Here is a 13,968-nt window from a genome sequence, read left to right on the forward strand (position 1 = left end):
CGCCCCCGGGTACGGGCAGGTCAGTGAGCCGACGCGCTCGGGCTCGGGCTCGCGCTGCCGGACGCCGCGCCCGAGGTGCTGCTGCTCGGCGAGGCGGAGCCGGCCGCGCTGCTGCTCGCCGAGGCGCTGGTCGAGGCGCTCGGGCCGGCGGAGGCGCCGGAGGCCGAGGCGCTCGCGGAGGCGCCCGCCGGGCCGTAGCCGGCGTAGATGCCGCTGGCCGAGGTGACCTGGGCCTGCGCGTCGACCTTGCCCGCGCTGGAGAACGCGAACGTGGTCGGGGCGAAGCCACCGAGCGGCAGCGCCACCGAGGTCAGGTGGGCGGTGGGGTTGCCCTGACCGCCCACCAGCACCGCGCCGCCGGCCGGGATCACGATGCCGCCGGGCAGCGCCGCGCCGTTGGCGTCCTGGAAGGTCGCGTTGCCGCCGCTGACGCTGACGGTCTGCAGCGTCTCCGGCGCGGAGCCGGTGTTGCTGATGTTGACGGAAACGCTTGCCGGACCGGGCTGGCCGCTGGACTGCATCGGGTCGACGACCAGGGTGATGGCGTTCAGCTTGAGGTCGGTGCCGATCGAGGTGGCCGGGCTGTCCGGCTTGATCTGCAGGGTCTCTGGGCTGTTGCCGGCCGAGCAGGCGGACAGCGAGACGGCTGCGAGGGCGAGAACGATGGCGGCAGTGCCACCGCGTCGAAGGCTGCGGCTCACGGCGGCGGCATCTCCTAGATCGCGTGTCGGTTTGTCAGCGCCCAGAGTACCGACCGCACTTATCCGGCCCTCACGGGGTGGCCCCGTGTCGCGGGGGCAGTGTCCGGCCGGAGGCGGTAGGAGAGGTTCCGGAACCACCCGAAGATCAGATCACGATCGGGAAACGGTGAATATCCGGTGTCGAGTTCAAGATCGAATGCTGGTTTCCAGGGTGTTGCGCCCCGTTTCGATGAGCACAGGAAGGGCCTCCGACCTGCGAGAAGCCCGTCCGAGGAGGTGCCCGCAGCACGTCGCAGGGGTCCTTGTCAAGCCCCGAGACCCGCCCTGACCTGCGCAAACGCCCTTCGAGTGGACGGAAAAGCGTGTTATTCTGGAAAGCCACGGAAGGGGTCCTGTCACATGACGTTCAAGGTTGGCGACACGGTGGTCTACCCCCATCACGGGGCTGCACTGATCGAGGCCATCGAAATTCGCCAGATCAAAGGTGTGGACAAGACCTACCTGGTGCTGAAGGTTCAGCAGGGAGACCTCACGCTGCGCGTCCCCGCGGAGAACGCGGAGTTCGTCGGCGTGCGCGACGTGGTCGGCCAGGAGGGTCTGGACCGGGTCTTCGAGGTGCTGCGCGCGCCGTACACCGAAGAGCCCACCAACTGGTCTCGCCGCTACAAGGCGAACCTGGAGAAGCTCGCGTCCGGTGATGTCATCAAGGTCGCCGAGGTCGTCCGCGACCTGTGGCGGCGTGAGCGTGAGCGCGGTCTGTCGGCCGGTGAGAAGCGGATGCTCGCCAAGGCCCGGCAGATCCTCGTCAGCGAACTGGCGCTGGCGGAGAACACCAACGAGGACAAGGCGGAGACGCTGCTCGACGAGGTGCTCGCCTCGTAGGGACGGCGGTTCGCCGCTTTGCCTGCTCTGCCTGCCGCTCAGGCGTGTTGTAGCACTGCACAGCGCCCGGCGCTGCGGCACCGTTGAGGACCGAGGTCCTGGATGGTGCGGTAGCGACTCCGGGCGCTGCGGCATGCCCGGGGGCGGGTGGAGCCTGATGTGCCGACCGCACCTCGGGCCTGACGCAGGGCTGGGCCTGACGCCGGATCGGACCCGGGTGCCAGCACGAGCGTGGTAGCACGAGGAGCGGTTCACGGGGTAGCACGAGTGACGGGTGCCGTCGGGTGCTCGTAGCGTGGGGGTCGCACATACACCGGGCACATCGGTACCCGAGAGGCGGCGCCGGGTGGAAGGGGTCCGGTGCACCGTCTGACGGGTACGCCTGGGCCATACCCACTTCGCCGAAGGAGTGAAACCTGAACACCACAGGAGTAGTGGCAGCAGCCGTGGTCCCCGCCGCCGGGCGGGGCGAGCGGCTCGGGCCGGGCGCGCCCAAGGCGCTGCGCGAGTTGGGCGGCGCACCGCTGCTGGTGCACGCCGTCCGGGCGCTGACCCGAAGTCGAGCAGTCGGGTTGGTCGTGGTGGCCGCCCCGCCGCAGGGCATCGCCGAGGTGGTCGGCCTGCTGGACAGTCACGGACTGGCCGGTCAGGACGTCCGAGTGGTGGCCGGCGGCGCGACCAGGCAGGAGTCGGTCCGCCTCGGGCTGGCGGCGATCCCGGAACAGACCGAGATCGTGCTGGTCCATGACGCCGCGCGGCCGCTGGTCCCGGTCGAGGTGGTCGACGCGGTGGTGGCGGCCGTCCGCGCCGGGGCGCCCGCGGTGGTGCCGGCCGTACCGCTGGCCGACACCGTCAAGCGGGTGATGCCCGGCGAGCCCGGGCAGCCCGAGCCGGTGCTCGACACACCGGACCGGTCCACGCTGCGAGCCGTGCAGACCCCGCAGGGCTTCCAGCGGCAGCTGCTGGCCGAGGTGCACGCCAAGGCCGAGGCCGAGGCGGCCGAGGGCGGCGGGCCCGCGGTGACCGACGACGCCGGGCTGGTCGAGTGGTACGGCGGGCAGGTGGTCGTGGTGCCGGGCCACGAGGAGGCGTTCAAGGTGACCCGGCCGCTCGACCTGGTGCTCGCCGAGGCCGTGCTGGCTCGCCGGAGGGCTTCCGATGGCTTCTGATCAACCGTCAACTCCCCGTTCCTTGTCAACTGAAGAGAGGGCCAACGTGCCGATCATGCCGCGGGTCGGAATCGGCACCGACGTGCACGCCTTCGCGGACGGCGTGCCGCTCTGGGTCGGCGGGCTGCACTGGGAGGGCCACGAGCAGGGGCTGGCGGGCCACTCGGACGGGGACGTGGCGGCGCACGCCGCGTGCAACGCGATCTTCTCGGCGGCGGGGCTCGGCGACCTCGGGACCCATTTCGGCACCGGGCGCCCCGAGTGGGCCGGCGCCGCGGGGGTCACGCTGCTCGGCGAGGCGGCCCGGATCGTGCGGGCGGCCGGGTTCGAGATCGGCAACATCGCGGTCCAGGTGATCGGCGTCAAACCGCGGATCGGGAGCAGGCGCGAGGAGGCGGAGAAGGTCCTCTCGGCGGCGGCCGGCGCCCCGGTCTCGCTCTCCGCGGCGACCACCGACGGACTGGGCATGACCGGGCGGGGCGAGGGCCTGGTGGGGCTGGCCACGGCCCTGGTCTACCCGCGCGACTGAGGACTCGGCGCGACGGGCTCCTCCGTGCCACTGGGGACTCGGCGTGACTGGGGAATCGGGAGCCGGGAGCAGCGGGAAGCCGGACGCAGGTATGGGATCGTGCCGGTCGGGGTAGCGGGCATCGCGAGACAGTCGCCGGCTATGCGTTCCGGCGCGCGATCCACCGTGATGGGAGTCCGCCCGTGTCCGTCCCGCTCTCCGAACAGGCCCAGGAACTGCTGGATGCCAAGACCTTCGCCACCGTGGCCACCGTCGGGCCGGACGGTGATCCGCAGTCCTCACTGGTCTGGGTCCGGCGGGACGGCGACGACATCCTCTTCTCGACGCTCCAGAGCCGGCAGAAGTACCTGAACCTGGTCCGGGACCCGCGAGTCAGCCTGCTGCTCAGCTCCGTGGACCAGCCCTACACCTACGTGGAGGTGCGCGGGGTGGCGGAGATGACCACCGAGGGCGGCCGGGAGTTGATCGACGAGCTGTCCAACAAGTACCTGGGCAAGGGCTATCGGATCGAGCCGCCCGAGGCCGTGCGGGTGGTGGTCCGGGTCCACCCGCGCAAGTTGACCGGCTGGCCCTGATCCCGGTCCGGGCCTGGGCCCTGATCCCCCTCCGGGCCAGGGCGGTGGGCGCAGGAGCGGAGCCGGGGCATCCATTTGGCCACCGTGGGTAACCCCGGCTTCTACTGCCGTCACATCGCCGTGTTTCGGGCGCAGCAACTGCGCTGCGGGGACAAAAATCCTGGCGGCCCCGGGGCCCAAACGTCGCTGGGCACTGCCTGCTTCCCACTACGCTGGTCGCTGTGAGCCTTCGTCTGTACGACACCAGCACCCGCCAGGTACGCGACTTCGTCCCGCTTGTACCGGGCTGTGTCTCGATCTACCTGTGCGGCGCGACCGTGCAGGGGGCCCCGCACATCGGGCACATCCGGTCCAACCTCAACTTCGACGTCATGCGCCGCTGGTTCGCCCACCGCGGCTACGACGTGACGTTCGTGCGCAACGTCACCGACATCGACGACAAGGTCATCAAGAAGGAACACGAGCTGGGCGTGCCCTGGTGGCAGATCGCCTATGCCAACGAGCGTGCCTTCAACGACGGTTACGAGGCGCTGGGCTGCCTGCCGCCGACCGTCGAGCCCCGCGCCACCGGGCACATCCCCGAGATGATCGACATGATGCAGGCGTTGATCGCCAAGGGCCACGCGTACGCGGCCGACGGCAACGTCTACTTCGACGTCCGGTCCTTCCCGGACTACCTGCAGCTCTCCAACCAGAAGTTGGAGAACCTCAAGCAGCCCGAGGGCGAGGGCGAGACCGGCAAGCGCGACCCGCGTGACTTCGCCATGTGGAAGGCGGCGAAGGAGGGCGAGCCGAGCTGGACCACCCCGTGGGGCCAGGGACGCCCGGGCTGGCACCTGGAGTGCTCCGCGATGGTGCACAAGTACCTGGGCAAGGCCTTCGACATCCACGGCGGCGGGCTGGACCTGATCTTCCCGCACCACGAGAACGAGATCGCCCAGTCCAAGGCGTTCGGCGACGACTTCGCCAACTTCTGGGTGCACAACGCCTGGGTCACCATGAGCGGCGAGAAGATGAGCAAGTCGCTCGGCAACTCGGTGCTGATCTCCGAGATGGTCCAGCGCTGGCGCCCGATCGTGCTGCGCTACTACCTCGCCGCCCCGCACTACCGCTCGATGATCGAGTACAGCGAGGAGGCGATCCGCGAGGCCGAGGCCGGCTTCGGTCGGATCGAGGGGTTCATCCAGCGGGTGATCGAGCGTTGCGGACCGGTGGACCCGGCGCCCGAGGTGCCGCCGGCCTTCGTCGAGGCGATGGACGACGACCTCGGTGTGCCGCAGGCGCTGGCCGTCGTGCACACCGCCGTCCGCCAGGGCAACAGCGCCCTCACGGCGGACGACAAGGAGAACGCGGTGGCGCGTCTCGCCGAGGTCCGTGCGATGCTCGGAGTACTGGGGCTCGACCCGCTCGACCCGCAGTGGACCGGCGGCGAGCGCGGCGAGGACCTCCACGGGGTCGTCGACTCGCTGGTGCGGCTGGTCCTGGACCAGCGCCAGGCGGCCCGGGCCCGCAAGGACTTCGCCACCGCGGACGCCATCCGCGACCAGCTCGGCCTGGCCGGGTTGGCGATCGAGGACACTCCGTCCGGCCCGCGCTGGACGCTCAGCAACCAGTAGCCCCGCGCTGGCGCGAGGGGCGCTGCTGGGCCGTACTCTCCACGAGTACGGCCCAGCGGCATTGACGCAGACTGAAGAAGAGACAGGAAGTACAGCCATGGCCGGCAACAGCGCCCGCAGGAACCGACGCAACCCCGGATCGAAGAAGGGTGCGAGTGTCGGTACCGGCGGTCACAGCCGGAAGGCACTCCAGGGCAAGGGCCCGACCCCGCCCGGCGAGGCCCGCAAGGGACACCCCAAGCAGCGCGCCGCCAACGCCGCGCTCAAGCGCGAGCGCGACGCCAAGGCGCGCGCCGGGATGCGCCGCTCCGGCGGTGGCGGCCGGGGCGGACGCGGCGGCGCGGGCAGCGCCGAGCTGGTGGTCGGCCGCAACTCGGTGGTCGAGGCACTGCAGGGCGGGGTCCCCGCCACCGCGCTGTACGTGATGCAGTTCATCGACACCGACGACCGGGTCCGCGAGGCGTTCCAGGCCGCCAACGACCGCGGCATCCCGCTGATGGAGGCGCCGCGCCCGCAGCTGGACCAGATGACCGGCGGCCTCAACCACCAGGGCCTGGTGCTCCAGGTCCCGCCGTACGAGTACGCGCACCCCGAGGACCTGCTGGAGGTCGCCGCGGACCTGGGCCAGGACGCGCTGATCATGGCGCTGGACGGGGTCACCGACTCGCGCAACCTGGGCGCCGTGGTCCGTTCGGCCGCCGCCTTCGGCGCGCACGGCGTGGTGATCCCCGAGCGGCGGGCCGCCGGGATGACCGCCGGCGCCTGGAAGACCTCCTCGGGCGCCGCGGCCCGGCTGCAGGTGGCCCGGGCCACCAACCTGACCAGGGCGCTGGAGGCCTACCAGAAGGCCGGACTTCTGGTGGTGGGCCTGGCCGCGGACGGCGAGGCCGAGATCGGGGACCTGGAGGCGCTGACCGGCCCCGTGGTGATCGTGGCCGGCAGTGAGGGCAAGGGGCTGTCCCGGCTGGTCTCGGAGACCTGCGACATCCGGGTGCGGATTCCGATGCCGGGTCAGACCGAGTCGCTGAACGCCGGTGTGGCCTCCGGCATCGTGCTGTACGAGGCGGCCCGGATGCGGGCCAAGGGCTGAGACCGGTAGGCAATTGCCGGACGGTCCAAGCACTCTCCCGGTGGCGGCGCTGACAGTTGCTCGGTTTCGGCCGGCTATTGGTCGGCTTTGACCCGAACGATCACTATCCCGCGCGAGAGTGACCGCAACCGTCAGCCACGCCCGGGAGTTGCACCCGGGAGAGTGTCCTAAGCGGGTGTCACCCGGTTAGAGGGGTGTGGACACCAGAACACCTCGGCGCCCAAGGCAGGGCGGAGCGGCAGGAATAGAGGCCGAGCCCGGCCTCAGCACCGTCAAGGTGCCGAGCGATCCGGCCCGGCTCAGCAGTACCCAGGTCAGTTTCCGGGTCAGGCTGGCGGCCCCGGTCCCGCCGATGATCGATGCTCCGCCGTTGACGGCCGCGCCGTACGCGGACTCCTTCGGTCGGCCGTACTCGGCGTTCAGCTACGGCGGGCGGCCCGGGCTGGTCCGGGCCGGCCTCGCGGACAGCGGTGGCCGGAGCGCCGCCGGGACGTCGAGCGGCGCGGCCCGGCGCAAGGGCAGGGTCACCGCGGTGACCTGGAGCGGCCAGGCGGCGCCCGGCGACCTGGCGGCCACGCAGCTGCTGGACGCGGTGCGGCTGAACACCGTGCCGAGCCCGGCGGGCGCCACCGTCGGCGGCGGCTCCTCGGTGGGGGGCTCGGTCGGCCAGCCCTCCGTCGGCCAGTCCTCGGTCGGCCTGGCCGACCCGGAGGCGACCCAGCCCATGGAGTTGCCCGGCTGGGACTCGCCGCCCTCCGGCGGCGGGTACGGCTACGGCGGCCCGGGCCGGTACGGGCGCGGCGCGGCGGTGCCGCGCCAGCCGCACGGCGGCTCCGGCAGCGGTGGCTCCCTCGGCGGTCCCGGTTCGGGCTCCGGCTCGAACGCCGACCGTCCCGAGTCCCGGGTGCGACCCGTGCGCCCCGGCTGGAAGCCGAGCGGTGAGCTGCCCGAGCACTCCGCGGCGGCCGCGCTGGCCGGCGAGTCGAGCCGGCACGCCTGGTACCCGGGGCGGCGGGTCGACCTCGGTCTGGTCCTGCTCCCGCTGCGTCTGCTGCTCGGCTCGCTCTCCGTCTACGCCGGGTTCAGCAAGCTCTGCGACCCGGTGTACTTCGACGGCGGCAACCGCGGCTCGATGATGCGCTGGCTGGCCTCGCTGCACCCGTGGAAGGTGGCCCAGCCGCTGCTGGACTTCGCCATGGAGCACCCGGTCGGCGCGGGTCTCGGGGTGGCCTTCACCGAGGTCGTGGTCGGCGTGCTCACGCTCTTCGGCCTCTGGCAGCGGCTGGCCGCCGGGGCCTCGATGGCGCTCTACGCGGTGCTGCTCTTCACCGTCAGCTGGCGGTCCGTGCCGGTCTACGACACGCCCGACCTGATCTTCCTGGCGGCGTGGAGCCCGCTGCTGATGGCCGGTGCGCCGTTCGCCTCGCTGGACGGCCGTCTCGCCCTGGAGGCCTGGCGCCGGTACGGGCCGCAGGCACCGAAGGCGGTGCGTCGCCGGGTGCTGCGGCGCGGCACCGTGGTGGCCACCGTGGTGATCGGCCTGACCCTGCTCACCGGCTCGACGCTGGGCGCCGCGGTGCGCACCGGCGGCCGTCCGCAGCCCGGTGGGCCCCAGCCGTCCACCGACTACGGCACGCCGGTCTGGCCGGCCACCTCCAGCCCGGGAGCGCCGCGCACACCCGGTGCCTCCGCGCCGGCCACCACGCCGTCCGCCAGCGGATCGGCCTCGCCATCCGCCCCGCCCTCACCCTCGGCGGCGGCCAAGAGTCCGAAGCCGCACCCGTCCTCCTCCACCCGCAGTGGAGCCACCGACACGACCGGCGGCTCCTCCGGCCAGAGCGGCAGTTCGAATGCGGGCACGCCGACCGGGTCGGCCAGCACGTCGGCCGGATCCGGCTCGGCCCCGGGCAGCTCGCCCGCCGGATCGGGCAACCGGGCGCCCAAGCCGAGCCCCAGCAGCGGGCTGATCGGCGGGGTGCTGGGCAGCGGTCCGCCGGCCGCCGTGCAACTCCCGTCGCTGGGCATGCCGTTGGGGGGTCACCGGCCGTCGGGGGCGGTCGTCTGACGCCTAATCGGCGCGTTGGTACGGCGGCGCGTTGGTACGTCGGTTCGCCGGCACTGTGGGTGGCTGTCCCCGGATGAGCGGACAGCCACCCACAGGCATGAGCGGTGGGCTGCTCCGAGGGGGCGGCCGGTTCAGCCCGCCCAGGAGGCGAGCTCCTTGGCCGCCTCGGTGAGGTCCTTGGCCGTGTCGATGGCCCGCCAGTAGACGCCCTGCGGGAGCTGGTAGCCCGCCAGCCGCTTGGCCCGGGCGAGCTGCGGGAAAGTGGTGCGCTCATGGTCGCCGACGTCGGGCAGCAGCTCGGTGAAGCCGGGGGCGAAGACGTACAGGCCCGCGTTGATCAGGAAGGGCGAGGGCGGCGCCTCGATGAAGTCCAGCACGTTGCCGAACTGGTCGGTCTCCACCGCGCCCCAGGGGATCCGCGGCCGGGCCAGCGCGAGCGTGGCCAGCGCGTCCCGCTCGTGGTGGAAGGCGGCCATCTCGCGCAGGCTGAACCGCGTCCAGATGTCGCCATTGGTCGCGTACCAGGGCTCGGCCGGGCGCGGCAGGGCCTTCGCCGCGTACTTCAACCCGCCGCCGCGGCCCAGCGGTTCGACCTCCACCACGGTGCTCACCCGGAGCGGAAGATCGGCCTGGTCCAGCCAGTCCTGCAGCACTTCGGCCAGATGGCCGCAGGAGATCACCACGTCTGTCACGCCTTCGGCTGCCAGCCAGGCGAGTTGGTGTCCGACGATCGGCGTACCCGTGCCGGGGATCTCGACCAGCGGCTTGGGGCGGTCATCGGTGTAGGGACGCAGCCGGGAGCCCTGTCCGCCGGCCAGGATCACGGCCTGCGTGACGGGAGGAGTACTAGAGCGCTCGTAGCCAGTCATGGGGGCAGGATAGGCCCGTACGACCGGCTGACGGCGTACCTCGGCGGGGCTCGCACCGCCCCGGGGCTAGTTCGGTCCTACTTCGGCCCCGGGAGCCGGATCAGCCTGCGATGCCGACGGCGAACGGCCCGCGATGCCCCTGGTGATCAGCCCGCGATGCCTGCGGCGAACGATCCGTCGCAGACCGGGCGGGCGAAGGACCGGGCTCGCTGCGCGTCGCCCTGGTACTTCTTCAGCGCGGCCTGGCCCAACTCCTTGGCCAGCGTGCTGCAGTACGGGGTCAGCGAGGGCTGCTCGCGCATGGTGCGCTCCAGCAGGTCCAGCGCCGACCCGGCGCCGCGGCTGCGCAGCTCCTCCATCAGGTCCGCGCGCAGCGCGTCCTGCGGGGCCAGGCCCGGATGCTGGGCGGCAGTTGAGCTGCCGGTGGATGCGGTCCTGCCGATGCCTGGTCCGGCGCCGCTCGCGGCGGCGACCACCTGCTGGTCGTCCCCGACGGGCGGGGCCCAGGCGACCCGGGTCACGGCGAGGGTGCCGGTGGTCACCAGGATCACGGGCAGGGTGAGGGCGATGGTCTGGCCGATGCGGCGAACGAGCTGCTTCACGCCTGTGAGGTTAGCGCCGCGTGAGGGTGCGCGGACACCGAGTCACACGGACGAGTGACGAAGCACCGAGCCCCGCCGGACGGGTGTCCGACGGGGCTGCGGCAGGTGTTCTAGAGCCTGGGGCCTCAGGCGCTCAGGCGGGCACCCGTGGTGGTGGAGAAGACGTGGGTCTCGCCACCGGTCGGGACCACGTGGATGGTCTCGCCCTTCTGCGGGATCTGCCGGCCGTGCACGCGCACGACGATGTCCTTGTCCTCGCCGCTCACCTTGGTGGTGCCGTAGACGAAGCCGTCGGCGCCGAGCTCCTCGACCACGTTGACGGTCACGGCCACGCCCTCGATGCCGCCCTCGGGGACGATCTGGAAGTGCTCGGGGCGGATGCCGACCGTGACGTTCTTGTCGCTGCCGGCGCCGGCCAGGTGCTCGCGGTCGATGTTGATGACCGAGCCGCCGAACTTCACGCCGCCGTCCACCAGCGGGACGTCGACCAGGTTCATCGCGGGCGAGCCGATGAAGCCGGCCACGAAGACGTTGGCGGGCTTGTCGTACATCCGGCGCGGGGTGTCGACCTGCTGCAGCAGACCGTCCTTGAGCACCGCGACGCGGTCGCCCATGGTCATGGCCTCGGTCTGGTCGTGCGTCACGTACACCGTGGTGATGCCCAGGCGGCGCTGCAGGCCGGCGATCTGGGTACGGGTGGAGACGCGGAGCTTGGCGTCCAGGTTGGACAGCGGCTCGTCCATCAGGAAGACCTGCGGCTCGCGGACGATCGCGCGACCCATCGCGACACGCTGGCGCTGACCACCGGAGAGCGCCTTCGGCTTGCGGTCCAGGTACTGGGTGAGGTCGAGGATCTTCGCGGCCTCCTCCACCTTCTGGCGGATCTCGGCCTTGTTGACGCCGGCGATCTTGAGCGCGAAGCCCATGTTGTCGGCCACCGTCATGTGGGGGTAGAGCGCGTAGTTCTGGAACACCATCGCGATGTCCCGGTCCTTCGGCGGCAGGTGCGTGACGTCGCGGTCGCCGATCCGGATGACGCCGCCGTTGACGTCCTCCAGGCCGGCCAGCATCCGCAGGCTGGTCGACTTGCCGCAGCCCGAGGGGCCGACGAGGACGAGGAACTCGCCGTCCTCGATGTGCAGGTCCAGCGCGTCCACCGCGGGCTTGTCGCCACCGGGGTAGAGCCGGGTCGCCTTGTCGTAGGTCACAGAAGCCATGGCTGTGCTCTCCTTCACCGGCAGGAACGTGCCGGACGATCCGAGTAAAGGGTCGGGTTGTCCGCCGCCTCTCAAGTGGTCTGGACCACTGAAGAGTCGACTTGGCCTGAGGGTACCTGGACATTCGTCCGATTGTCAGCCCCCCTGGCCCGCCCAATCCATACCAGTCCGGTCACGCGCCCCCACCCCGCTAATCCGCCGCCACACCCCCCACCGCGCCCGGTAGACTGCCACCCGGTGCCGCCGTGGCCTCGCCGCGGACGGCTACCGTGCCTCCTTAGCTCAGCTGGCCAGAGCACCGCTCTTGTAAAGCGGGGGTCGTCGGTTCGAACCCGACAGGGGGCTCACCGCGCCACCCCGGATGAGCTGCAGCTTTGGCCGTCTGGGAGCTCCGTCACCGGCCTCGGACGACTCGTCCGGGGCCGTTTGCGTGAGCGATGCGTGAGCGGATGGCGGGGTCGTGGGGGATGCCGGGGTGGACTCAGTAACCCTGCGCGGCTTGTTGGCGCGAGGGACGAGGCGGGCCGCCGCCTCGGCGATGGCGCGGTCCACCTGCGGGAGCAGGGTCGTGTAGGTGTCCGAGGTGATGCCGATCGAGGAGTGGCCGAGCATCTCCTTGATCGTGTGGAGGTCCGCGCCCGCTGCGTGAGCGAGGCTCGCCGCGCCGTGGCGGAGGTCGTGCAGGCGGATCGGCGGGAGGCCGGCCTCCTCGGCCAGTTCGCGGAAGCGGTCGGTCACGGCGGTCGGGTGCAGCCACTCGCCGTTCTCCTTGGTGAAGACCCGGCCGGTCTCGACCCAGGCGTCGCCCCACTGCTCGCGGTCGGCCCGCTGCCGCTCGCGGTGCGCCTCCAGGACGGCCACGGTCTCGGAGTCGAGGGCGATGGTGCGGGCGCCCGCGTCGGTCTTGGGATCGTCCTCGTAGACCGCCCAGCCATCCACGACGAGTTGCTTGGCCACGGTGAGGAGCTCGGCCTTCAGGTTGGTGTCGGCCCACCGCTGGCCGCACGCCTCGCCCCGCCGAAGCCCTCGGAAGGTGATCAGGTGGAACAGCGCGTAGAGGCGGTCCTCGGCGGCCTGGTCGAGGAACAGACCCGTCTGCTCCGGGGTCCAGACCATCACTGGGGACGGCCGCTCGCCGGTGAGCTCCCAGTGCTCGATCCGCTCCTCTGTCCACACGAGCGGCTTCGGGCGCTTGGCGGTCTCCAGCTCGACGTGGGAGGCCGGGTTGAAGGTGATGATCTGTCGTCGGATCGCGGCGTTGAGGCCGGCTCTGAGCGTGGCGCGGATGCGCTGGCAGGTCGACGCGCTGACGGTCCGCCGGAACGGTTCCATCCCGGCGATGGCGGCCTTGAGAGCCTTGCGCTTCGCGCGGAACTCCTGTCCCTTCCAAGGGATCTGGGCGAGTTCGGCGATGGCGGCTCGCCGCTGGGCATTCGCCTCGACAATCTCGACGTTCTCCTCCTCGATGGCTGCGAACATCTCCTCCAGGTGCCGGACTCGGAGGCGGTCGAGACGGATGTGGCCGATCCGCGGCTTGATGTAGAGCCGAATGCTGCTCTCGTCTCGGCTGATCGCGGTCTGGCGGCCGCGCTTGCCCGCCAGCCACTGGTCGATCCACTCGCCGACGGTCAGCCGGTTTTGTAGGTCCTGCCCGGATGCGAGCCGGCGCCTGGTCTCCTCGACATCGGGCACGGGGGCCTTCTCGCGAGCGACCTTCTCCAGCAGATCGGCTATCTGTGCGAGTCCCTCGGGATCGTCCGCGTCCGGGATGTGCAGCAGCTCGCGGACCTGGTCGAGATCGGCCTGCGCGGCCTTGCGGGATTCGTAGCCGGAGCGGTTGAAGGACCGGCGTGAGCCGTCCTCGCGGTTGGGCAGCTCCTGGCGGACCGCGTAGGAACCGTGCTTGCGACTGCTGAGCTTCGGGCAGGCCTTGCCGAGCGGCTTGCCGGTGTCGGCGCCCCGGCAGTAGCAGCGGTGGTAGGTGGAGCCCTTCACGGGGTTCCCTCCTTCATCTGGTCGTCCTTGTGGTCGGTGTCGAGGAATGCGAGGTGGCTGGGGAGCGGAGGGGGAATCAGCCCCAGCCCGCGCATGCGGTGTCGGATCGGCACGAGCTCCGAGCGAACGGTCTTCACAAGGCGGCCGAACTTGGCTTCGGCGCCGTGCGGCCAGTCCTCCCTCGCGCCGGAGAACTGGAGCTGCCAGGCGTCGTGATGCCCGGTCCGGAGGCGGTGCTCGACGCCCGCGTACTCGCGGAACACGGCCGCGTCGCCGAAGTCCAGGTCCTCGCCGGTGAACCAGCTGAACGCCGTCCACGGATCTCGGCTCTCGTGCGGGAGGCAGTCCACGCTGGTGCTCCCGTCGAGCGGGAAGACCAGGGCGGCCGGCGGCGTGTCGACAGCCCTGGCGAGCACGAGCAGCTCCGGGACGGTGAGGGTCAGCCGACGCCCGGACTCCCAGTTCGCGATGACGTTGCGCGGGATGGGGTGGCCCAGCTCGTCACAGGCGTCGGCCAGGTCCTGCGCGGTCATACCCAGCTCCTTCCGGCACCTACGAACCTCGGCGATCACGGTTCTCGTGACCTGCGCCGACCAAGATTCCACTTCGTCGTGTGTCATATCGACACTTTATTGCGGTGCAAGCTGCTCCTCGATCC

The 13,968-nt window shown here is 71.4% G+C and carries 12 protein-coding genes, 1 tRNA gene and 1 pseudogene; 8 read left to right on the plus strand and 6 right to left on the minus strand.

Annotation, left to right across the window (positions count from 1 at the left end):
• Positions 1–20: 20 nt before the first annotated feature.
• Positions 21–701, minus strand: a complete 681-nt coding sequence (locus BR98_RS25110) for a hypothetical protein (protein WP_035847722.1) — start codon at positions 699–701, stop codon at positions 21–23.
• A 399-nt stretch (positions 702–1,100) separates the two neighbouring features.
• Here BR98_RS25110 and BR98_RS25115 point away from each other — a divergent pair, with 399 nt between their 5' ends.
• From BR98_RS25115 to BR98_RS42110, 7 genes are all read left to right on the plus strand, one after another.
• Entirely contained in the window at positions 1,101–1,583 is a 483-nt protein-coding gene (locus BR98_RS25115; protein ID WP_030244332.1) for a CarD family transcriptional regulator, read from the plus strand.
• Positions 1,584–2,017: 434 nt separating this feature from the next.
• A complete protein-coding gene (ispD, locus tag BR98_RS25120; RefSeq protein WP_232247535.1) occupies positions 2,018–2,752 on the plus strand; it encodes a 2-C-methyl-D-erythritol 4-phosphate cytidylyltransferase in 735 nt (244 codons plus the stop codon).
• Between the two features lie 55 nt (positions 2,753–2,807).
• Positions 2,808–3,281, plus strand: a complete 474-nt coding sequence (gene ispF / locus BR98_RS25125; RefSeq protein WP_407639492.1) for a 2-C-methyl-D-erythritol 2,4-cyclodiphosphate synthase — start codon at positions 2,808–2,810, stop codon at positions 3,279–3,281.
• Between the two features lie 182 nt (positions 3,282–3,463).
• Positions 3,464–3,856, plus strand: coding sequence for a PPOX class F420-dependent oxidoreductase (locus BR98_RS25130; protein ID WP_035847728.1), 393 nt, complete (start codon positions 3,464–3,466; stop codon positions 3,854–3,856).
• A gap of 221 nt (positions 3,857–4,077) precedes the next feature.
• Positions 4,078–5,472 carry a cysteine--tRNA ligase gene (gene cysS, locus BR98_RS25135; protein ID WP_035847730.1) on the plus strand — a complete coding sequence of 465 codons (1,395 nt, stop codon included), beginning with the start codon at positions 4,078–4,080 and terminating at the stop codon, positions 5,470–5,472.
• Positions 5,473–5,569: 97 nt separating this feature from the next.
• Positions 5,570–6,562 (plus strand): 23S rRNA (guanosine(2251)-2'-O)-methyltransferase RlmB, encoded by a 993-nt coding sequence (gene rlmB / locus BR98_RS25140; RefSeq protein WP_035847732.1) that lies wholly within the window; start codon positions 5,570–5,572, stop codon positions 6,560–6,562.
• 352 nt (positions 6,563–6,914) lie between these two features.
• Entirely contained in the window at positions 6,915–8,627 is a 1,713-nt protein-coding gene (locus tag BR98_RS42110) for a DoxX family protein (protein ID WP_083977623.1), read from the plus strand.
• A gap of 131 nt (positions 8,628–8,758) precedes the next feature.
• Here the strand turns inward: BR98_RS42110 and BR98_RS25150 are convergent, their stop codons facing one another.
• The 3 genes from BR98_RS25150 to BR98_RS25160 form a co-directional block, all read right to left on the minus strand.
• Complete coding sequence (locus tag BR98_RS25150; protein WP_035847734.1) at positions 8,759–9,496, minus strand: nucleotidyltransferase family protein; 738 nt, start codon at positions 9,494–9,496, stop codon at positions 8,759–8,761.
• Between the two features lie 146 nt (positions 9,497–9,642).
• Positions 9,643–10,098, minus strand: coding sequence for a hypothetical protein (locus BR98_RS25155; RefSeq protein WP_035847736.1), 456 nt, complete (start codon positions 10,096–10,098; stop codon positions 9,643–9,645).
• 125 nt (positions 10,099–10,223) lie between these two features.
• Complete coding sequence (locus BR98_RS25160) at positions 10,224–11,315, minus strand: ABC transporter ATP-binding protein (protein ID WP_035847738.1); 1,092 nt, start codon at positions 11,313–11,315, stop codon at positions 10,224–10,226.
• A gap of 271 nt (positions 11,316–11,586) precedes the next feature.
• Between BR98_RS25160 and BR98_RS25165 the strand changes: the two genes are divergently transcribed.
• Positions 11,587–11,660, plus strand: a tRNA-Thr gene (locus BR98_RS25165).
• Between the two features lie 153 nt (positions 11,661–11,813).
• Here BR98_RS25165 and BR98_RS36665 read toward each other — a convergent pair.
• Both BR98_RS36665 and BR98_RS25175 read right to left on the minus strand, forming a co-directional pair.
• Positions 11,814–13,310, minus strand: a pseudogene (locus tag BR98_RS36665) (site-specific integrase); the annotation flags it as partial.
• Positions 13,307–13,930, minus strand: a complete 624-nt coding sequence (locus BR98_RS25175; protein WP_035847742.1) for a helix-turn-helix domain-containing protein — start codon at positions 13,928–13,930, stop codon at positions 13,307–13,309. The pseudogene BR98_RS36665 and the gene BR98_RS25175, both read right to left, overlap by 4 nt.
• Positions 13,931–13,968: the final 38 nt, after the last annotated feature.

This window comes from Kitasatospora azatica KCTC 9699, assembly GCF_000744785.1.
Classification (GTDB): domain Bacteria; phylum Actinomycetota; class Actinomycetes; order Streptomycetales; family Streptomycetaceae; genus Kitasatospora; species Kitasatospora azatica.

What these genes read in the sequence shown, in the direction of transcription:
- BR98_RS25150 (WP_035847734.1), bottom strand. Translation starts at nt 9,496, where the DNA reads ATGACTGGCTACGAGCGCTCTAGTACTCCTCCCGTCACGCAGGCCGTG.
- BR98_RS25115 (WP_030244332.1), top strand. Translation starts at nt 1,101, where the DNA reads ATGACGTTCAAGGTTGGCGACACGGTGGTCTACCCCCATCACGGGGCT.
- rlmB (WP_035847732.1), top strand. Translation starts at nt 5,570, where the DNA reads ATGGCCGGCAACAGCGCCCGCAGGAACCGACGCAACCCCGGATCGAAG.
- ispF (WP_407639492.1), top strand. Translation starts at nt 2,808, where the DNA reads ATGCCGCGGGTCGGAATCGGCACCGACGTGCACGCCTTCGCGGACGGC.
- BR98_RS25175 (WP_035847742.1), bottom strand. Translation starts at nt 13,930, where the DNA reads ATGACACACGACGAAGTGGAATCTTGGTCGGCGCAGGTCACGAGAACC.
- BR98_RS25160 (WP_035847738.1), bottom strand. Translation starts at nt 11,315, where the DNA reads ATGGCTTCTGTGACCTACGACAAGGCGACCCGGCTCTACCCCGGTGGC.
- BR98_RS42110 (WP_083977623.1), top strand. Translation starts at nt 6,915, where the DNA reads ATGATCGATGCTCCGCCGTTGACGGCCGCGCCGTACGCGGACTCCTTC.